The 19,173-nt window shown below is 61.2% G+C and carries 18 protein-coding genes; 8 read left to right on the plus strand and 10 right to left on the minus strand.

What is annotated here, in order from left to right; translation table 11 throughout:
* Positions 1-99: 99 nt before the first annotated feature.
* The 3 genes from JQ629_RS05465 (at position 100) to JQ629_RS05475 (ending at position 2,979) form a co-directional block, all read left to right on the plus strand.
* Entirely contained in the window at positions 100-1,272 is a 1,173-nt protein-coding gene (locus JQ629_RS05465; RefSeq protein WP_212411699.1) for an acyl-CoA dehydrogenase family protein, read from the plus strand.
* Positions 1,273-1,289: 17 nt separating this feature from the next.
* Positions 1,290-1,745 carry a DUF1801 domain-containing protein gene (locus tag JQ629_RS05470; RefSeq protein ID WP_212411702.1) on the plus strand — a complete coding sequence of 152 codons (456 nt, stop codon included), beginning with the start codon at positions 1,290-1,292 and terminating at the stop codon, positions 1,743-1,745.
* Between the two features lie 910 nt (positions 1,746-2,655).
* The gene (locus tag JQ629_RS05475; protein ID WP_212265257.1) at positions 2,656-2,979 is read left to right on the plus strand and encodes a hypothetical protein; all 324 of its coding nucleotides are present in this window, start codon (positions 2,656-2,658) and stop codon (positions 2,977-2,979) included.
* Positions 2,980-3,084: 105 nt separating this feature from the next.
* Here JQ629_RS05475 and JQ629_RS05480 read toward each other — a convergent pair whose 3' ends face one another.
* Both JQ629_RS05480 and JQ629_RS05485 read right to left on the minus strand, forming a co-directional pair.
* Entirely contained in the window at positions 3,085-3,297 is a 213-nt protein-coding gene (locus JQ629_RS05480; RefSeq protein ID WP_502752478.1) for a hypothetical protein, read from the minus strand.
* A 616-nt stretch (positions 3,298-3,913) separates the two neighbouring features.
* Complete coding sequence (locus JQ629_RS05485; protein ID WP_212411704.1) at positions 3,914-4,558, minus strand: response regulator transcription factor; 645 nt, start codon at positions 4,556-4,558, stop codon at positions 3,914-3,916.
* A gap of 83 nt (positions 4,559-4,641) precedes the next feature.
* Here JQ629_RS05485 and JQ629_RS05490 point away from each other — a divergent pair, with 83 nt between their 5' ends.
* Positions 4,642-5,961: an ATP-binding protein gene (locus JQ629_RS05490; RefSeq protein ID WP_212411705.1), complete on the plus strand. Its 1,320-nt coding sequence runs from the start codon at positions 4,642-4,644 to the stop codon at positions 5,959-5,961.
* Between the two features lie 81 nt (positions 5,962-6,042).
* Here the strand turns inward: JQ629_RS05490 and JQ629_RS05495 are convergent, their stop codons facing one another.
* Positions 6,043-6,480 carry a nuclear transport factor 2 family protein gene (locus tag JQ629_RS05495; protein WP_249134841.1) on the minus strand — a complete coding sequence of 146 codons (438 nt, stop codon included), beginning with the start codon at positions 6,478-6,480 and terminating at the stop codon, positions 6,043-6,045.
* 420 nt (positions 6,481-6,900) lie between these two features.
* Here JQ629_RS05495 and JQ629_RS05500 point away from each other — a divergent pair, with 420 nt between their 5' ends.
* The 4 genes from JQ629_RS05500 to JQ629_RS05515 all read left to right on the plus strand — a co-directional run bounded on the left by JQ629_RS05500 (position 6,901) and on the right by JQ629_RS05515 (position 11,222).
* Positions 6,901-7,773, plus strand: a complete 873-nt coding sequence (locus tag JQ629_RS05500) for a carbohydrate ABC transporter permease (protein WP_212411708.1) — start codon at positions 6,901-6,903, stop codon at positions 7,771-7,773.
* A gap of 30 nt (positions 7,774-7,803) precedes the next feature.
* Positions 7,804-8,640 (plus strand): carbohydrate ABC transporter permease, encoded by an 837-nt coding sequence (locus JQ629_RS05505; protein ID WP_212411710.1) that lies wholly within the window; start codon positions 7,804-7,806, stop codon positions 8,638-8,640.
* 59 nt (positions 8,641-8,699) lie between these two features.
* Positions 8,700-9,986: an ABC transporter substrate-binding protein gene (locus JQ629_RS05510; protein WP_212411712.1), complete on the plus strand. Its 1,287-nt coding sequence runs from the start codon at positions 8,700-8,702 to the stop codon at positions 9,984-9,986.
* Between the two features lie 138 nt (positions 9,987-10,124).
* A complete protein-coding gene (locus JQ629_RS05515) occupies positions 10,125-11,222 on the plus strand; it encodes an ABC transporter ATP-binding protein (RefSeq protein ID WP_212411714.1) in 1,098 nt (365 codons plus the stop codon).
* Between the two features lie 126 nt (positions 11,223-11,348).
* Here JQ629_RS05515 and JQ629_RS05520 read toward each other — a convergent pair whose 3' ends face one another.
* From JQ629_RS05520 to JQ629_RS05550, 7 genes are all read right to left on the minus strand, one after another.
* Positions 11,349-12,533: an NADH:flavin oxidoreductase/NADH oxidase gene (locus JQ629_RS05520; RefSeq protein WP_212411716.1), complete on the minus strand. Its 1,185-nt coding sequence runs from the start codon at positions 12,531-12,533 to the stop codon at positions 11,349-11,351.
* Between the two features lie 102 nt (positions 12,534-12,635).
* On the minus strand, positions 12,636-13,877 hold the full coding sequence (locus JQ629_RS05525; RefSeq protein WP_212411994.1) for a threonine ammonia-lyase: 1,242 nt from the start codon (positions 13,875-13,877) through the stop codon (positions 12,636-12,638).
* A gap of 205 nt (positions 13,878-14,082) precedes the next feature.
* A complete protein-coding gene (locus JQ629_RS05530; RefSeq protein ID WP_212411717.1) occupies positions 14,083-14,859 on the minus strand; it encodes an SURF1 family protein in 777 nt (258 codons plus the stop codon).
* Positions 14,856-15,242, minus strand: coding sequence for a DUF983 domain-containing protein (locus JQ629_RS05535; RefSeq protein WP_212036687.1), 387 nt, complete (start codon positions 15,240-15,242; stop codon positions 14,856-14,858). The genes JQ629_RS05530 and JQ629_RS05535 overlap by 4 nt, the downstream gene beginning before the upstream one ends.
* A 285-nt stretch (positions 15,243-15,527) precedes the next feature.
* The gene (locus tag JQ629_RS05540; protein ID WP_212411718.1) at positions 15,528-16,388 is read right to left on the minus strand and encodes an outer membrane protein; all 861 of its coding nucleotides are present in this window, start codon (positions 16,386-16,388) and stop codon (positions 15,528-15,530) included.
* 384 nt (positions 16,389-16,772) lie between these two features.
* Complete coding sequence (locus tag JQ629_RS05545; protein ID WP_212411719.1) at positions 16,773-17,843, minus strand: hypothetical protein; 1,071 nt, start codon at positions 17,841-17,843, stop codon at positions 16,773-16,775.
* A gap of 355 nt (positions 17,844-18,198) precedes the next feature.
* Positions 18,199-19,095 carry a cytochrome c oxidase subunit 3 gene (locus JQ629_RS05550; RefSeq protein WP_212411720.1) on the minus strand — a complete coding sequence of 299 codons (897 nt, stop codon included), beginning with the start codon at positions 19,093-19,095 and terminating at the stop codon, positions 18,199-18,201.
* Between the last annotated feature and the right edge of the window lie 78 nt (positions 19,096-19,173).

Below are 19,173 nucleotides of genomic sequence, written 5' to 3' on the forward strand. Positions count from 1 at the left end.
CGCCTTTGAGATGCATGCCTGGCGCCGCCTTGATCGGGGACGGCGGATGGGCCACCATCGCCCCTCGCGCAAACAAAACAAGACAATGCGAGGAAGCGCATGAACAAGCACCCCGGCCTCGACCTCGTCGAGCGCGCGCGCATGCTGCAGCCATTGATCGCGCGCGACGCCGACGAAATCGAGCGGACGCGGCGGCTGACGCCTGATGTAACCGAGGCCCTGATCGAGAACGGGCTTTATCGTTCGTTGCTGCCGCAGAGCCTCGGCGGCGCCGAATTGCCGCTCGAGATCTTCATGCAGATGCAGGAGGAAATCGCCAAGGCCGATGCCTCCACCGCCTGGTGCCTCGGCCAGTGCAGCGTCTGCGCCATGACCGCCGCCTATCTCGACGCCGATGCCGCCAGCGAGATTTTCAACGTCGCGCCCGGCATCCTCGCCTGGGGCGCGATCAAGCATGAAGTGCAGGTCGTGCCCGGCGGCTACAAGGCCAGCGCGCGCTGGGATTTTGCCAGCGGCTCCCGGCAGGCGAGCTGGCTCGGCGCCCATGTCAGGATCGTCGAGGCCGACGGCAGTCCGCGGCGCAAGGCGGACGGTACGCCTGAGATCCGCACCATCCTGTTTCCGGTGGCTGATGCCACGATGTATGACGTCTGGGACGTCATCGGCCTGCGCGGCACCGGCACCGATTCCTACTCGGTCGACAACCTGTTCATCCCGGACAAGTTCGCGGCGCTGCGCGACGATCCTGCGGCGCTTCGCGAACACGGCCCGCTCTACAAGCTGTCCACCAACATGGTGTTCAGCATGGGCTTTGCCGCGACCTCGCTCGGCGTCGCGCGCGCGACGCTGGATGCCGCCACCGATCTGGCGCGCGGCAAGACGCCGCAAGGGCTCAAGGCGATGCGCGATAACAACGCCGTGCAGGGCCTGATCGGGCGCACCGAGGCGAGCTTGCGCGCCGCGCGCGCCTATCTCTACACCACCGCGGCTGAGGTCTGGCGCGATCTGGCGCGCGGCGACGCCATCACCGAACAGCATCGGATCGCGCTGCGGATCGCCGCGACCTGGACCATTCATCAATCGGCCTCCGTGGTCGACACCGCCTATCACATGGCCGGCGCCACCGCTGTCTTCAGCGCCAACAAGTTCGAACGGCGTTTTCGCGACATGCACGCCATCGCGCAGCAGATCCAGGCCCGCGATACCCATTACGAAGATGCCGGCAAGGCGATTCTTTTCGCCAATCTCGACACGCCGCCGACGGCGCGCTGATGGGGCTTGCGAAGAAAATGGCCGGAACGAAAGCTGCAAAAAAACAGCCCGCGAAAAGCCCGGCTTCCGCCGTCGAAGCCGTCTTCGACGCCTATCCCAAACCGGTGAGGACAAAATTGCTGGCGCTGCGCCGGCTGATCTTCGACACCGCGAAAACCACCAAGGGCGTCGGCGCGCTGGAAGAGACGTTGAAATGGGGGCAGCCGAGCTATCTCACGGCGGAGACCAAAAGCGGCAGCACGATCCGGATCGACCAGGTCAAGGCTGAGGCCGGGCAATACGCGGTCTACTTCCATTGCCAGACCAATCTGGTCGAGACCTTTCGCGAGCTTTATCCGGAGCTGCGCTATGAAGGAAACCGGGCCATCCTTCTTGGCGCCGAGGATAAGGTGCCCGAAGCCGAGTTGCGCCACTGCGTGGCGCTGGCGCTGACGTATCATTTGGGGAAGCGCAAGGGCGCGGGCGCGAAGTAATCTCCACCGTCATTGCGAGGAGCGCACAACGCTCGCTCCGAGCGTCGTCCCGAAGCGAATCCACTGTCGTCCCGGCGAAGGCCGGGACCCATACCCACCACCGATAATTGTTTTGCACGCTGGTCGTCATCTTCCTTTTTTCAATAACGGGGGCCGCGGCGTATGGGTCCCGGCCTTCGCCGGGACGACAAAAATTATTCTCGCGGCGCATTGCGCCCGAGCTTTGCCAGAAACTTCCTTGCCCTCTAATCGAGAGGGCGCAGGGAAGACCGGGTGCGCGCTGCACCCGCGGTCTCGCGTGCGGTTTGCACAAAACAAAATGCACACGAGCATACAGGGCAGCGGAGAACACCCGGCCTTCCCTGCGCAATGGCTTTACGGCTTATGCCGTGCTCTCCCCGGAGACGAGTTCTTGGTTGACTCCGTCGCCGCCGTTCAGCTCTCGCCTACCCGACAGCTTGACACCTGCAACGGATGCCAGGACCACACGGTTTTGCCGTACGCTTATCCACGCCGTCGTCGAGGCGTAAACCAGCGTCCACCGCAACCCGCCCAACGTCCGTGACGACGGCCGACGCCCTCTGAGTGGGACGGGATGGCCAAACATATGCACCTGATTTGTGTTCTGGTAAACAGAAATATTTTTTTGATTTGGGGCTTGACACGATTTCCGTAAATCAGAACTGATTTGCCCGTCGGGTTGTTTTGTCGCAGCCAACCGTCATTGCAAGCGGAACATTCGCCACTCGAATTTCGAGGCCTGCAAGTGCGCTCACATGAAAAAAACACACAAACACATCAGATTAAGAACACACAAACAAATCAGATTGCACTTGCCAACGAAAATGCGGCGGGAACAATCCGGTCCTGTCGGCATTATTGTCAACGCTTCGAATTCCGGGAGACTTCCATGAAAACGGCAAAGATCATGCTGGCTGGACTGGCCGCCCTCACCCTCGTTTCAGCGGCCTCAGCCCAGCAAGCGATGACAGGAACGGTCACGCGAATTGACCGGACCGACGGGACGATCGCAATCCAGTTGCACCGGACTCCAACGCAGAGCGGCACCGTCGGCGCCAACACCGACGGTGCTAAAACAGAGGGTCCTGCCGAAGAGCTCAAGACCAAGATCCAGGGCAATCTGTTGAACGTCCTGCACGCCGGCGACCGGGTCAAGTTTACGCTCACCGACGCGGGGGGGAGCAAAACCATCACCAACGTCGAGCGACCGTAACTGACGGGCACGCACAGCCGAATCGAAACGCAAAAAGGGCCGCGGCAAAACCGCGGCCCTTTCTCTTGGACTTTCTCTTGGACTTTCTCTTGGAAGGGTCTGTCGTTACTCGGTGCAGACCTTGGTCGTCTTCATGCCGGTTTCGGCCTCCGTCTTGGTCTTGTAAATGCCGTTGTCGACGACGACGGTGGTCGTGCTGGCCGGCTTGGTTTCGACCACGGTGCACTTCTTCGTGGTGCTGTCGCGAACGACGTAATATTCGGCAGCCATCGCGGTCCCGGCTACGCTCGTTGCGGCAAACGCCAGTGCGCCGATCATCAGAAATTTCTTCAAGGCATCCTCCTCCGATTTCTTAGTGATGCCATCAGCAACCCGCGGAGAAACCGGATGTTCCATTTTTTCCCGAATGGTTTGCACTTGCCGGATTCCATCCTGGCCTATGCACAGCGAGCCGGCCCGGTAACAGATCGGGAATAGTCGGCAATACCGCCCACTATAGACCTCGGTCTTTCCGGCGAGCGGAACAAACATATGACCGGGAACTTATAGACGTGATCGCAATCATGCGATGGAGGACGACTGAATGAGACGCATCGCATTGATTGGCTGCGCACTGCTGCTGGCAATGACCGCATCCGCTTCCGCCAGGCTGGGGATTGCGCCGCTTACCGTGCCGGATGACGGGGTGACCCAGGTCAAGCACGGACGTGGGCACGGTCACGGACATCGCATGGGCCGCGGTGGCCGGGGTCATCATTACGGTTGGGGCCGTGGGCGCGGGCACCATTACGGCTGGCGTCATCATCGTCGTCACTACTGAAACGCGGATTCGCCGGGTGATGCATTCATCGATCCATTGCCCCGACGAAAGCAGGCACCGGCGGTATGGACGGTCGCGCCGACAGGCGCGGCCAGTTCAGTTTCCTGACGCCGGTCAGCCCAATTCCATCTCGACGGCGATCCGGATCAAGTCGGAATGGTTCTTGGCGCCGAGTTTCTGCTTCAGCAGCGAGGTGGTGTTGGCCACGGTCTTGTAGGAAATATCGAGCGCGTCGGCGACTTCGACGATTTTGTCGCCGCGGCCGAGCAGGCGCAGGATTTCCAGTTCGCGCGCGGTCATTTGCGAGGCCGGATTGGCCTTGATGGAAGCGCCCGAGAACGTCACTGCCTCCGCCAGTTGCGGCGAGATGAAATTTTCTCCCGAAGCCACCTTGCGAACGGCCTTTACCAGCGTCCGCGGATCGTCGCCCTTGGCGACGTAACCCTGCGCGCCCATTTCCACCGCGCGAACCACGAAGGCAGGGTCGTCATTCATGCTGAACATGATGATTTTGGCGTCCGGATCCTCCTTGCGGATCCGTCGCATCAGCTCAAACCCCGAGACGTCGGGAAGTTTGATGTCGATGATTGTGACATCCGGTCGTCGCGTCATAAAGGCCTTGTGACCGGATTTTGCGTCCGCGGCGTCGTCAATTTTCACCGTCGCGTCCGAAGCGAACAGCGAACGGCAGCCGGAAACGACCACGGGATGGTCGTCGACGATCAGGATCCTGGTTGCCGATTTGGCGATGTTCTGCATCCTTGCAGCCCCTTTTGGGATAAATAGGCATTTCGCGATAATTGAAAAGAGAAACCTGCGCTACGGGAGTTAGAATAGTCCGAATGTGGCAGAATCTTTCCCTTCGCATGCGGCTAATTCTCCCGCTCGGCACCATGTTCGTGGCCGCGCTGCTGCTCGGGGCCCTCTCGCTGCAGCTTTTCGCGCCGGCACAACTGGTGGATGAAAGCGAGCCGGCATCGCGATCGGCAAAGGTGGTTGCCGAGGCGCTCAACAGCGCGCTGCTGACGTCCGCCAACCCGCGGCAAACGCTCGACGCATTTGTGCAGGCGCTGGGCACATCCGAAGCCATCCGCTTCCGCCGTACCGGTATCGAGACGACCACGCCGTCGCCGGCGGAGATACACCCCTCCCTTGGACGCGTGCCGCACTGGTTCGTCGATCTTCTCGGCCTGCCGGAGATCGGCGCCTCGTTTCCGGTGAGGATCGATGGAAAGCAGGTCGGCGACATCCTGTCTTCACCCGATCTTTCAGCCGACATCTACGAGAAATGGGTCGGCTTTCTCGCCCTCGTTTCATCCGTCATCGCCCTGATGCTCGTGACCGGCATTATCGCCTATTTGACCGCAGGAACCGTGGTCGACGCGCTGCGGAATTTGGGTGAAGGCCTGACCCGGATGCGGACGGGGGACTATCAGCACCTGATCGCAGCGACGGGGCCGCCGGAGATTCGCAAGAGTTCCGAATTGGCCAATGAACTCGCACGCACACTGAACCAACTGAGCCAGGACAATCGCAGCCTGCTGCGGAAGGTCGTCTCGCTGCAGGACGATGAGCGCCGCGACATCGCGCGCGACCTGCATGACGAACTCGGGCCATTGCTGTTCGGGATCCGGGCCAACGCGGTGGCGCTACAGGATGGCGCGGCACAGCACAGGAAACTCGGCACTTCGGTCGAGGCGATGCTTAAGTCGGTCGAGGCGCTGCAACTTGCGAACCGCCGTATCCTCGACCGGTTGCGGCCGCTTCATATCCAGGAGCTGGGGCTGGAGAAAAGTGTCCAGACCCTGCTGCAATATGCGCGATCGCAGGCGCCCGGCCTCAAGCTGAATGTGCGGATCGATCCCGCTCTGAACGACGTCGATGGGCTGCTTTCCCAGACCATCTACCGGGTTATCCAGGAAGGCGTGACCAATGTCCTCAGGCACGCAAATGCCAGCGCGATCAGCGTGGAGGCGACGATCGAAGGAAACCAGGTATTGGTGGAAATTTCCGACGATGGCGTTGGATTTACACCGGACCAGCCCTTTGGCCGTGGATTGACGGGAATGCACGAGCGCGTCCGGGCCCTGAGCGGGACATTCGAATTCAAGCGGCAGAACAGTCGGACCTACGTCCGGTGCCGTCTGCCAGCTGGCGTGTGAGGCGCACCGCTGGCCCTGGGATTCAGCGAACGATGCACGCGAAAGAACATCAGGTGGAAAGCTGGCGTGGCGACCGCGTAGTCACCAGGTGCGATCCGGCGCACCAGCGACATCCAGCGCGGTTGCCGGCGCAAACGGGGCGCAGCGTGTTTGCAGAATCTTCCCGGCCGCGTCAAACGTGAAGACAATGCGAACGGGCTTACCTTCGGAGTTCAGGTAATCGAGCATGACCCCGTCGGCAGACGGCGTGATCTCTTCCAGTCCGAAGGCATTGGGCGAGAACGCCTCGAGCCGGGGCCGCCAATATGATTCAAGCGCGGCCCGGCCCGCACAGGTGTTTCCGTCATCGCAGTCACATTCGAGGCTTGCCTCGGGCGCGTACAGGTCGAGCAGCGGGCCAAGCTCATGTCGCCGGCAGGCATCGAGCCAATCGACGACAACAGCCACCTGATCGATATCGTTGGCGATATCCTTGGCAGCACCCTCGGCAATTTCCTTGGGCTGGTTCGACATGTCCATTGGCTGCACCGACCGGTTAGCCGCAATTCAGTTGGAACCAAAAACAGTTTGGGTCCGCGGAAGTTCCAGGCGTGGGGCAGTCAATGTGCGCCATGCCGACGCTCGCCGTGCCGCCTTTTCCGCGCGGCGGCCGCGGCAGATACCGATTGAGGACAACCGCGCTTGCGAGCAAGCAATCTCTGGTAGCGGCAATCCGTGCAAACGGTGAGCACGCGGATTCAAGCGTGGCAGCGCATTTGCACCTTGCAGCCACACGCTGCATGCGTCGCGCGTCTGCCTACGCCACAATGCGGATTGACTAGCCTCCGACGCCGCGCCCATAATCCCGATGCAAGGGGCTTTCTGCACGTACCGACCACAAGAGTCGTGACAGTCTGGTGCAAAGGCGGGGTAACGGGCTTGTCGGCATCGCGGCGTCCAATGTTCGGCGAGCAACAGCGCTTCATGCTGTTTCTCATTGCGCCGGCGGCACTCCTGATGCTGCTGTTTCAGGTGCTGCCGATCGTGATCGGCGCCAATGCCAGTTTTCGCGACTGGGCGCTCTATAACCCGAAGAAGATCTGGGTCGGCTTCAGTCACTATTACGCGGTGCTGTCGGATCCGGCGTTTCTCTACGTCGTGCTGCCGAACACCTTCCTGTTCATGATCCTGAGCGTGGCCGGGGCGCTGGTGGCGGGACTGGCGCTGGCGCTGCTGCTCAACCGCCCGTTTCGTGGGCAAAAGCTGGTGCAGACAATTCTGCTGGTGCCGCTGATGGTGGCGCCGGTCGTCGCCGCGATCATGATCCGCTGGATCTTCAACGACCAGTTCGGCATCGTCAACGCGGTGCTGGAGGCGATCGGACTGGAGGGCCAGCCGTGGCTGGTGCAGCGCTGGAGCGCCTTCGGCATCATCCTGCTCACCGACATCTGGCTGTGGACGCCGTGGTTCACGCTGCTGCTGCTCGCCGGATTGCAGAGCCTGCCGAAGGAGCCGTTCGAGGCCGCCGCGATCGACGGCACCACGACCTGGCGCGTGTTCAGATTCCTGACCCTGCCGATGCTGCGCCCTGTCATCGTGGTGTGCGTGGTGATCCGCGCCATCGATGCCTTCCGCACCTTCGACATCGTGTGGACGCTGACCGGCGGCGGGCCGGGCCGCTCGACCGAGCTGTTCAGCCTCTATGCCTATGTGCACGCGTTCCTCAACCTCGATCTCGGCCGCGGCTCGGCGGCGGCGATCATTGGCGGGCTCATCATCCTCGTGATCGGCGTGGTGCTCTACCGCCTCGTCGACCGCATCGCAAAGGCATGAGCCCAAGAAACTTAGCCCAGGGAATTTCCAATGCCGATCGTAACCCGCCCCGATTTCCTGCCGGGATTGCCGAAATGGAGCCGCAAGACGCTGTTCGCGCTGGCGCTGTTCGGCATCTGCTTTGCGTTCGCTTTTCCGGTGCTGTGGCTGATCCTGACCTCGCTGCGGCCGGAGTCCGGCGTCTATTACGTCCATCGCGGCACCGAGTTCACGCTCGGCAGCTTCGCCGAGGTGCTGAGCGACGACCGCATCGTGTCGGCCTTCCTCAACAGCGCGCTGATCTCGACACTGGCGACCATCTTCTCGCTGCTGGTCACGGTATCGAGCGGTTACATGCTGTCGCGCTTCACCGGGCCGGCGTCGCGGATCTGGTTCGGGACGATCTATGTGTTCCGCTGCGTGCCCTATATCTCCTGGGTGCTGCCGCTCTACTTCGTGACCCAAAGCTGGGGCATCTACGACACCTATACCGGCCTGCTGCTGCCGCATGTCGCGGTGCATATCTGCTTCTTCTCATGGCTGATGAAGGGATTTTTCGACGGCATCGATCCCAGCATGGAATACGCCGCGATGATCGACGGCTGCACGCGGTGGGGCGCCTTCATCCGCGTCGCAATACCGTCGGCGCTGCCGGCGATCTCGGCGCTGGCGGTGCTGTGCTGGCTGTTCACCTGGAACGAATTCCTGTTCGCGCTGATCCTGACCGGCAACCGCGTGCCGATGATCACGGTGGTGATGGCGCAGTTCGTCACCGAGATGGGATTGCGCTGGAATTTGATGGCGGCGACCGCCGTGATGGCGCTGGTGCCGGCGTTCCTGGTGGCGCTGTTCGGGCAGAAATATGTGATCCGGGGACTGCGTATCTAGAAACGACGGGGACGCTGAATACGACGAGGGAAGAACACCAAAAACGAGGGAGGGAAGCGATGAAGCAACTGACAAAACTGGCTGTCGCAACGACGGTGGCCCTGTGGTCCGCCGCGGGAAGCGCTGATGCCCAGGTGACCGAACTGCGGATCGGCTACCAGCCGAGCCCGATCCAGGATGCCTCGATCGCGATGTTCGAGGCCTGGGGCGCCAAGAACAACGTCAAGATCGTCAAGGTGCCGAATTCCTACGGCGTCTATGTCGAGAAGATGACGGCGTCGCTGACGTCGAACTCCGACCAGTACGACGTGATCTGGCACAATGACGATTGGGGCCAGACCTGGGCGCATCTGCTGGAGCCGACCGACGACGTCGCCGCCAACAAGTTTGCCGACAAATGGAGCATGGCGCCGGTCGTGTTCGCCAACGCGCAAGGCCAGAACACGGTCGTGCCGATGGGCCAGACTTTCAGCGTGTTCTTCTACCGCTCCGACCTCGTCAAGCCGGAAGACGTGCCGAAGACGCTGGAGCAACTCGTCACGACGAGCAAGAAGCTGCAGGCGGACGGCAAGGTCAAGTTCGGCTATGTCGGCGGCATGTCGATGAACAACAGCTGGTTCAGCTGGTTCTGGTCGATGTGGGGCAACAATTGCGACGTGCTGCTGCCGCCCTATGAGCGCGACAACGCCAAGCTCGCCGCGAACGGGTGGAAATCGGGCATGACCGAGCCGTGCATGCAGAAGACGGTCGAATACTGGTGGGATGCGATCAACACCCACAAGATCGTGCCGCGCGGCATGCCGGCCTACGACCGCAACGAGGCCAACGCCGTGTTCATGGCCGGCGACGCCGCGTTCACGGTCGCGGACTCGCTGTGGTGGGGCACGTTCAACGATCCGGCCAAGTCGAAGATCGCAGGCAAGGTGGCCGCCACGCGCTTCCCGCTCGGTCCCGACCGCGCCAGGCCGTTCGCCTGGGACGATATCTGGGGCTGGGCGATCCCGAAATCGATCGCGCCGGAGCGCAAGAAGGCCGCCAAGGCGATGCTGGAAGCCATGATGCTCGACAAGGAAGGCCAGAAGAAGCTGTTCAAGCTGACCGGCGCGCCGCCGCCCAACACCGAGTTCTGGGCGGAGATCGCGGCGGAAGATGCCTTCATGAAGCTGCTCAAGGAATCGGTGCTGGATTCGCCGGACAAGGTGCGCGGCGCCTATTACTTCCCGCAATGGCCCGCCGTGCACAAGGCGTTCAACGACACCGTCACCAAGGCCGTCACCGGCAAGCGCGAGGACATCGCCAAGGTGCTGGCCGAAGGCGCGCCGCTGGTCAGCAAGGCGGCGCAATAAGTCGAAAGCAATATCCCGCCGCGGGAAGTCGCGGCGGGATTGTTTTGGGTCAACAGGATCTTTTTATTGACGCGCTTTCTTCACGCGAACCGGTATCCACTTCGCTTGAAAACGCTCTGGTAGGGTAACGGCAGGTAAATGGCAGCGATTTCACTCAGCAAGCTCAACAAGCATTATGGCTCGCTGTTCCACGCCGTAAAGGACGTCGATCTCGAGATCGCCGACAAGGAGTTCGTGGCGCTGGTCGGCCCGTCCGGCTGCGGCAAGTCGACGACGCTGCGCATGATCGCGGGGCTGGAGGACATCAGTAGCGGTGACATCCGCATCGGCAACCGGGTCGTCAACGACCTGCCGCCGCGCGACCGCGACATCGCGATGGTGTTCCAGAATTACGCGCTCTATCAGCACATGAGCGTCTACGACAATCTCGCCTTCGGCCTGCGCAACAAGAAGACTTCGGAAACCGAGATCAAGGCCGCGATCGACCGCGCGGCAAACATGCTCGGACTGCACGAATTGCTGGCGCGCAAACCGAAGCAATTGTCCGGCGGCCAGCAGCAGCGCGTCGCGCTCGGCCGCTGCATCGTGCGCAATCCCGAAGTGTTTTTGTTCGACGAGCCGCTGTCGAACCTGGACGCCAAGCTGCGCGCGCAGATGCGGATCGAGATCAAGCGCCTGCACGCCGCCATTCCGACCACGTCTGTTTTCGTGACCCACGACCAGGTCGAGGCCATGACGCTGGGCGACCGGGTCGTGATCATGCGCGACGGCCGGGTGCAGCAGGTCGGCACGCCGCTGCAGGTCTACGGCAAGCCCGCCAACAAGTTCGTCGCCGGCTTCATCGGCGCGCCGGCGATGAATTTTGTCAGCGTCACCGTGCGCAGCGATGGCGGCGCGACGACGGTCGAGGCTGATGGCCTCAAGCTGACGGTTAGCGGCGCGGATGCGCGTGCGCTCGCGGCCTATCATGACAAGCCCGTGATCATGGGGGCGCGGCCCGAACATCTCGCCCTCGGCGAGGGCGCGCCGGACGCAAGCTTTGACGCCCATGTCGAGGTCGTCGAGCAGCTCGGCTCCGAGATCCTGCTCGAGACCCGCGTCGGGAGCCACGGCATCACGGTGGCCCGGGTGCCCGCGGAAACGGTGATCGCGCGCGGCGATCAGGTCCGCGTCTCGGCCCAGCCCGGCCGGCTGCATTTCTTCGATCCGGAAACGGAATTGCCGATTACGGGGTAATCGTGCTCTCACGATCTTGTCATGGCCGGGCTTGACGCCGCCATCCATCCTCTTCGAAAGAGTCTTGCGAAGGTGATGGATTGCCGGGTCAAGCCCGGCAATGACGGAAAGAGGGTGTCGTCCCCCTCACCGCTTCACGGCGCCGGTCGGGCTGGCAAACCCTTCCATGGTCCGGATTCGCTTTTCCAGCCACCAGCCATATTCGGGCGCCCAGTCCTCGAACTTGCGGTTGATGCCGAGATCATGGGCCCAGTGATGGGCGATATTGGGGTTGTACTGCGATTGCCGGCCGACCGCGATCAGATCGGCCTGGCCTTTTTCCAGCACCGCTTCGGCCTGCTCGGCTTCGAGGATGATCCCGACAGCCATGGTCGCGATGTCGACTTCCTTGCGGACTCTTTCAGCATAAGGCACCTGGAAACCGAGGCCGCGCGGCACCTGCGCGGCCGTCGCCGAACCGGAAATGCCGCCGGAGGAACAGTCGACCACGTCGACGCCGCGCGCTTTCAACTCGTGCGCCAGCGCCACCGTGTCATCCATGTTCCAGCCGTTCTGCGCGCCATCGACCGAGGACACGCGCACGAACAGCGGCATCGTATCAGGCATTTCGCGCCTGACAGCCTCGACGATGTCGAGCGGCAGCCGCATCCGCCCCTGGCGGTCGCCGCCATACTCGTCGTTGCGGGTGTTTGAAATCGGCGACAGGAACGAGGCCAAGAGATAGCCATGGGCCATATGAACCTCGATCACGTCGAAGCCCGCCTTGACCGCATTCCCTGCGGCGTTGGCCCAGGTCTTCACCATGGCGCGGCAGTCTTCGGTGGTGAGCTGGCGCGGCGTCAGCCATCCCGGCGCCACCGGCTCGCTGGTCGGACCGACCGGCTGCCATAATTTGGCGCCGGCCTTGATCTCTTCTTGTGTGAGCGGCCCCATGCCGTTCATCGCCTTTTGCGAGGACGATTTGCGGCCGCCATGCGCGAGCTGAAGGCCGATCGCGGTGTTCTCGCGCTTCATGAAAGCGATCAGCGGCTTGAAACTTTCGACCTGGGCCTCGTTCCAGATGCCGAGATCGAACTCGTTGATCAGGCCGACTTCCTCGACGCCGGTGGCCTCGACAAAGACAAGACCAAAACCGCCGAGCGCGTAACGACCGAGATGCACCTGATGAAACATGCCGCAGGTCGCGCCCGGATCGGCGCGGTAATGCACCATCGGCGGCACCACCAGGCGATTCTTCAGCGTCAGATCGCGGATTTTGAGCGGCTGGAACAGCAGGGGGCGTGCGGGATCGGCGGAGGGCGCGTCGGACATCGGTGGCCTGTGGCGTGAACTGCGGTAGCGAATGATCCATCATTTGAAATCCACGGTCCAGCCAGCCCTTGCATGTCATGCATGCAGCGACGCTTCGGCCCCCTAGTCGCCACCGACAACGACATCGAGGCCGGCGGCCTTCAGTGAGGCGATGGTCGCCTCAAGATGGGTCCGGTCTCGGGTTTCGATGACAACCTCAAGCACCACCCCCTTGGCCGGCAGGTCGGTGAAGATGCGTTGATGCGACACCTCGACGATATTGGCGCCTGCCTTAGCCAGGACGGCGACAACCGTGCCGAGCTGTCCGGGCCGATCCACGATGTCGAACTTCAGCTTCGAAAGCCGGCCTTCCCTCGCAAGTTGACGCGTCAGTACACCGGACAGGAGCCGCGTGTCGATATTGCCTCCGCTCAGCACCAGGCCGAGCGAACGGCCCTTGAAGCGGGCCTGATCGGCGAGGACGGCCGCCAGGCCCGCCGCCCCCGCGCCTTCGGTCACCGACTTCTCGATGGTGATGAAAAGGCTCAACGCGTGCTCGATCTGCTGTTCGGTGACGAGTACGATATCATCGACGAGCGCGCGCACGATGTCAGACGTGATCTGACCGGGCGCCTTGACGGCAATGCCCTCCGCGAGCGTATCACCGCGCATCGCAAGATGTTTTCCCTTGATGAGGTTGTACATCGAGGGATAAAGCGCGGCCTGAACGCCGACGATCTCGATATCCGGCTTGAGGCTCTTGGCCGCAACGGCCATGCCGGATATCAGGCCGCCGCCCCCGATTGGAACGACCAGGACGTCGAGATCGGGCACCGAAGCCAGCATCTCGAGCGCGATAGTACCCTGACCCGCGATGATCTTGGGATCGTCATAGGGATGGATATACGTCAAACCCTGTTTCCGACCGTAGTCGGTGGCGAGCGTGGCGGTATCCTCCAGCGTCGCCCCACCCTCGATCACGGTCGCACCGTGCCGGCGCGTGTTCTCGATCTTCACCATCGGTGTGCCCACCGGCATGAAGATGGTTGCAGGGATCGAGAGGCGGGCCGCGTGATAGGCCACGCCCTGTGCGTGGTTGCCCGCCGAGGCCGCTGTCACACCGCGCCGCCGTTCGTCGGCCGATAACGCAGACAGCCGATTGAGCGCGCCGCGCTCCTTGAATGTCGCCGTAAACTGCAGGTTTTCGAATTTAAGCCATATGTTCGCGCCCGTGATGTCGGACAACGTACGGCTGGGCTCGAAGCTCGTCCGCTTCACGAAGCCGGTGAGCACGCCTGCCGCCGTCTCGATATCGCCAAGGGTAACCGGCAGGTGCGCGAGGGAAGCTTTCAACGTCTCGGTCATGGTCATCGAATCTCTGCCGACACATTCCACGCACCAAGGGCGAAGACGGAGACGGCGGGTTACGCTACCCGACCCACCCTATGAAGCTATTTCAAGAAAAAATACAGTGGCTTCGTAGGGTGGGTTAGCCGAAGGCGTAACCCACCGAGTAAGGGACGAGGATGGTGGGTTACGCTCCGCTAACCCACCCTACGACACCACGAAGCTACGAAGCTGCGCCCCGCCTTTGCGCGCGCCACCACACGCCGAAGGCGATCACGACCGCGGCCGCCAGGCTGAACCAGGTGATGGCGTATTGCATGTGGTCGTCCTTGAGATGGACATTGAGCGGCCCCGGTTTCGGAATGCCGCTCTCGGGCCGAGGGGATTCCAGATCGATATAAAACGGCGCGACATTCTTGCCGCCCTCGCCCCAGCCGAGCGCGCGCGCCATCGCAAGATGATCGCGGGTGAACCACAGCCGCTTGGTGATATTTTCCGACGGCGTCAGCGTGCCGGCGGCTTCGGGAAAACGGAGATAGCCGGTGAATTTGACCGGCTGGCCGGTGACGAGACGGCCGACCGCGCGGTCTTCCTGGGCACGGTCCTGCATCGTGTTCTGCACGAAGCCGGTATTGACCGCGACGATTGCCCCATCGGCGGTTTGCGCCGGCAGGAACGCCCAGGTGCCCGGGCCGGACACGTCGTTACGGACCGAAGAGCCGGAGCTATAGACCATCACATCGGGAAGCCGCGCGTAAGTTCCGGTGAAACTGACGCGGCGGAATTCGTCTTTGGCCGGTGTCAGCGTGCCCCATTGCGCCTGTTCCGGCAGCGCCTTGGGCGCATCGGCCAGCCTTTCGTTCAAGGCGGCGATCAGCGCGTGCTTCTGGACGCGCCGCTGCAATTGCCAGATCCCGAGACTGAGGCAGGTCACGATCATCACGAGCGTGAAGATGGCAAAGCCGAGCGTACCACGCCGCCGCGCAACAACGCCGGTCATTTCGGCTCGCGGTCGATCAGGCGGCCGGGCGCGGCCTTGTGATGGTACTGCAGCGCGATCAGCAGCGACTTCATCGAGCGCAGCGGCAACAGCGTGGTCGCCAGAATCAGCGGTAGCCACAGCGCCGCGTGCAGCCAGAACGGCGGCTGGTATTTGATCTCCACGATCAAGGCCGATCCGACCACGATCGCACCGGCGATCATGATGATGAAGATCGCCGGCCCGTCGCCGGCGTCGATGAAGGCGTAATCGAGCCCGCAGGCCTCGCAGTTCGGTCGCAAATCGATGAAGCCCGCATAGAGCTTGCCCTTGCCGCAGCGCGGGCAGCGGCAAGCGATACCGCGCAATGCGCTCTCGGTCAGCGTGGGAAGCGTCTCGGTCATTTGTATCCACCTTCTCCCGCAAGGGAGAAAGTGCACTCCATAGCGCTCTATGCAGATCCACGCAACTCTACTAAGTAATTGTATTTGCTAATTTTATCTACGCTGCGCGACAGCGGGCTCCGTGTTCCTCCACTCCCATATTCGGAACATCTTGAGGACACCATGGCCCGCCAGACGCGTTCTGCATCACTGGAAAATCGCACGCAACGCGCCCTTGAAGCGACTGCCCCAAGCGGCACAAACGGGAGGTGTGCATGACCTTAATGGATGGAAAGTTTGGAGAACTCAGTACCTTGCAACGACGGGACCACCAAACCGGTACGCAAGTCCTATCATTCCAATGTGCGTATTGAGTTTCAAATCCGTGGCTACCGTCACAACTGAAACACCGGGGGATACCAGCACCAGCGAATTGCTCCACGTTCCGAAGTCCGAGTAACGATACTCAGCACGAAGCATCCAGTTTGCGAAGATTTTCGCGTCGATGCCGACTCCGGCCGTCCAGCCCGTTCGGGTGGAGCTGTTCGTCGCCGTCGTAAGAAGCGGGATTGGCGTTGGTCCGCAAAGCGGATCAGTAAAGCTGGTTTCGCAGGTTATGGAGTTGGAGAAGTTCTGGAACGCGATACCGCCAGTCCCATAGAGCAGAACATTGGGAGCTACCAGATATCCGAGCCGACCCCGCACATTCGCATCCCATCGAGCTTTCACGCTCGATACGTTGAGGCCGGGGCCCGGGACACCCAGAATGCAGGTGACCGTGCAGCCGGGCGCGCCCACCGTCGTGACGGTACCATCAAAATACGCGGCATCGAGAACAATGCCGGCAACCCATTGAGGCGCGAACTGATAGTCGTATCCTGCAAAGCCGCCGTAGCGACCGTTTGAGGAGCGAAAGCCTCGAGGCGAACTACCGTCTACCGTTGGGGGAGGAATTACAAAGCCCGGCGCGACAACGCCAATCGACGTCGTGGTCCAATTGGCGTTGGCCTGCTCGCCGCCGAGCGAGGCTCCAATATAAAAGCCTGTCCAGGTCGAAACCACTGCTTCGGGCGCGTTATACCGAGGGGCTTTCACAGCCATGTCGGCAGCGGATGCGCCCATGGCGCTGGCCGCGAGAACGGATACTGCCAAAGCAAGTTTTTTCATAGAAGGCCCCGAGCACTCGTTGAACAGCACAACCAAAGCTTAGACGGGTTCATCGTGCCCAGATGTATCGTTCAAGCCACAGTCGGGACATTTCGGTCGAGCATGCGGAACCCTGCTCCACTCTTGCCAACGCGTCCGCCTCGCCAGGCGACCGGCATCGGGGTGTTGGTAGCCGACGAGCAACATTCCTGCGCCGACATATCCGGAAGGCTACGGATGGTGGCGGTTTGCCGCCCGTGGTGGGCGGCCACAGGACCAGCATCAGCCTTGAAGAGCAATTTGGAGCAGCTTGAATGAACTTTCCAGGAAGCGCGGCGCGACGCCAGCGGTGGCGCCTCGCAAGGATCGGCCCCCGACGGTCGGGTTGAGCGTCATCCGATCATATCAACCGGTCGCTTTGCAAAAATCCCTCGCCGTGTAAAAAAACCGCCTTGCCCCGTGATACCACCACCCCACTCTTTGGAAAAGAAATCTGGATTCTCTTTTCGAAAGGTGAAGTATCTTCTCGTTGACAAAAACCTTGTGCAGATTCCTGGGGGCGCCGTCTGTTTCAACAGGAACAATTTCGGCATCATAAATTAGGCCATGCAATTCCGCGAAGATCATGGCTTCGATGACCAATATATCAATGAAGTACTTTTTATGTTTGTCATCACCACGAAATTTCGTGCTTTGCGGATGATACTTTCTGGTTGCCATCCACGCATAGATCGCTCCTGAATCAAACAGAAAAGCGGCGGCGGCTTCTATGCCGTCCTTGTCTTTTACCGCAAGCGCGAACGCTTTCTGACGACGGACACCATTCTCGATGAGTGCCTCTGCAATGCTCAGCGGGGCATAGCTCTGCGCGCCATTACTGGTAAGATTGCTCTGGTAAAATTTACAAAAGTCAGACGCCGAGATATCCTCTATTTTAGCTTGTTCCAATACGGTTCTGTATCTAGTTCTTCCGTCTCTTGAAATGGTTTTCAGTACTTTTTCTCTGGCTTGCGCATACGCGTCACGCTCATAATTTTGTTTGCTGGGTGAACGGACGTATTTGGGTATTTTGATGCATTCAAACCCGGCTTTGATGAACGCATCGCGAATGATGCCGGAATCATCATCCAGGATGAATTGGCAGTAACCAATCGATCTAGGTAGCTGCTTTATAATATCGGCAATCGCACCTCGTTTCTCTTCATCACTTATGTGCTTGTCGAGAAAGACGAATGAGCTGAGCCGTCTCCAGTTATCTAAACTTGTTATCCTTGGAAAAATGCCCAGTACGTTTGTTTGGCAATACGGAAAAGCGCATATCAGCTTGCCGGCTCTGTTGAATGCTTTGGCTACCCGGTGCTCCTTCCGGTACGCGATATCTACGAACCAGGGCTGGGAAAAGATCGATACCTCGTCCGGGTGTGCGCCCGCGATCCAATCGCGCTTGCTACTCTTCGGCACGAGCGTCGCCGCCAAAAGGCGGCTCCTCCAATTTTCGAAATTCGCGATGTTCAATATCTTCCGGCGTTAATCGTTCAGTCTATCGGCACGCGCGGGAGCTCCCCCGACCGCCCGGTAGCCTGTTCAGAGTATTCGGGGGACGACGCAAGAGTGAGTGCGCAGAAGGATTACCCAAACCGGCAAGCCGCTCCGGCCAGCGCTGAACCGGTCTCCATGCTGTCAAGATCCGAGACTTCACCCGTCGGTGACCGTGTCGGCATGAGGATGGTTAACGCCCGGCGATACACGCATCCCGATCGTTAGCCCAAAAGGCAAACGAAAGAAAAAGGGCGGCCCTGCGGCCGCCCTCTTGTAACCAAATGATGCCAGATCAATGCGCGGCGTGCCCGACAGCGTCAGCGCCGCGGAACCAGACATAGATGCAGATGAACAGGAACAGCCAGACCACGTCGACGAAGTGCCAGTACCAGGCGGCGAATTCGAAGCCGAGATGCTGGGTCGGCGTGAAGTGTCCGGCATAGGCGCGGAACAGGCAGACCAGCAGGAACACGGTGCCGACCAGCACGTGGAAACCGTGGAAGCCGGTCGCCATGAAGAAGGTCGCGCCATACATGTTGCCGGAGAAGTGGAATGTGGCGTGGGCGTATTCATAGGCCTGCACGCAGGTGAACAGCGCGCCGAGCACGACGGTGAGGATCAGGCCGTATTTCAGGCCCTTGCGATCGCCTTCCAGCAGCGCGTGATGCGCCCAGGTCACCGTGGTGCCCGAGGTCAGCAGCAAGAGCGTGTTGAGCAGCGGCAGATGCCAGGGGTCGAAGGTCTCGATGCCCTTCGGCGGCCAGGTGCCCGGCACGCTGCAGGCGCCCGCCGCGGTGCCGGCGCCACAGCCGAACACCGCGTCGCGGGTGGCGTGGATGGCATCGGCCGGGAACAGCGCGGAATTGAAGAACGCCCAGAACCACGCGACGAAGAACATCACCTCGGAGGCGATGAACAGGATCATGCCGTAACGGTGGCTGATCTGCACCACGCGGGTGTGGTCGCCCTTGAACTGGGCTTCGCGGATCACGTCGCCCCACCAGCTCGCCATGGTGTAGAGCACGCCGATGGTGCCGACACCGAACACGATCGGCGCCGCCGCGTACATATGGTGCATCCAGCCGACGGCGCCGACGGCCATGATGAAGGCCGAGATCGAGCCGACGACCGGCCACGGGCTCGGATCGACGAGGTGGTAGTCGTGATGCTTCGCGTGCGCCGTAGCCATTGCGGTCTCTCCGTTAGCGGTGCCGTATCCTTCGGCACATCTTCGTCTCAAAAATTCAAAGTTGGGAATTTCGAAAGG

Origin of the sequence: Bradyrhizobium sp. AUGA SZCCT0222, assembly GCF_018130205.1 — a bacterium.
Classification (GTDB): Bacteria; Pseudomonadota; Alphaproteobacteria; order Rhizobiales; family Xanthobacteraceae; genus Bradyrhizobium.

Bases quoted from the DNA above. Each gene is read 5' to 3' on its own strand.
- JQ629_RS05465 (WP_212411699.1), top strand. From the start codon at position 100: ATGAACAAGCACCCCGGCCTCGACCTCGTCGAGCGCGCGCGCATGCTG.
- JQ629_RS05470 (WP_212411702.1), top strand. From the start codon at position 1,290: ATGGCCGGAACGAAAGCTGCAAAAAAACAGCCCGCGAAAAGCCCGGCT.
- JQ629_RS05475 (WP_212265257.1), top strand. From the start codon at position 2,656: ATGAAAACGGCAAAGATCATGCTGGCTGGACTGGCCGCCCTCACCCTC.
- JQ629_RS05480 (WP_502752478.1), bottom strand. From the start codon at position 3,297: ATGATCGGCGCACTGGCGTTTGCCGCAACGAGCGTAGCCGGGACCGCG.
- JQ629_RS05485 (WP_212411704.1), bottom strand. From the start codon at position 4,558: ATGCAGAACATCGCCAAATCGGCAACCAGGATCCTGATCGTCGACGAC.
- JQ629_RS05490 (WP_212411705.1), top strand. From the start codon at position 4,642: ATGTGGCAGAATCTTTCCCTTCGCATGCGGCTAATTCTCCCGCTCGGC.
- JQ629_RS05495 (WP_249134841.1), bottom strand. From the start codon at position 6,480: ATGGACATGTCGAACCAGCCCAAGGAAATTGCCGAGGGTGCTGCCAAG.
- JQ629_RS05500 (WP_212411708.1), top strand. From the start codon at position 6,901: ATGTTCGGCGAGCAACAGCGCTTCATGCTGTTTCTCATTGCGCCGGCG.
- JQ629_RS05505 (WP_212411710.1), top strand. From the start codon at position 7,804: ATGCCGATCGTAACCCGCCCCGATTTCCTGCCGGGATTGCCGAAATGG.
- JQ629_RS05510 (WP_212411712.1), top strand. From the start codon at position 8,700: ATGAAGCAACTGACAAAACTGGCTGTCGCAACGACGGTGGCCCTGTGG.
- JQ629_RS05515 (WP_212411714.1), top strand. From the start codon at position 10,125: ATGGCAGCGATTTCACTCAGCAAGCTCAACAAGCATTATGGCTCGCTG.
- JQ629_RS05520 (WP_212411716.1), bottom strand. From the start codon at position 12,533: ATGTCCGACGCGCCCTCCGCCGATCCCGCACGCCCCCTGCTGTTCCAG.
- JQ629_RS05525 (WP_212411994.1), bottom strand. From the start codon at position 13,877: ATGACCGAGACGTTGAAAGCTTCCCTCGCGCACCTGCCGGTTACCCTT.
- JQ629_RS05530 (WP_212411717.1), bottom strand. From the start codon at position 14,859: ATGACCGGCGTTGTTGCGCGGCGGCGTGGTACGCTCGGCTTTGCCATC.
- JQ629_RS05535 (WP_212036687.1), bottom strand. From the start codon at position 15,242: ATGACCGAGACGCTTCCCACGCTGACCGAGAGCGCATTGCGCGGTATC.
- JQ629_RS05540 (WP_212411718.1), bottom strand. From the start codon at position 16,388: ATGAAAAAACTTGCTTTGGCAGTATCCGTTCTCGCGGCCAGCGCCATG.
- JQ629_RS05550 (WP_212411720.1), bottom strand. From the start codon at position 19,095: ATGGCTACGGCGCACGCGAAGCATCACGACTACCACCTCGTCGATCCG.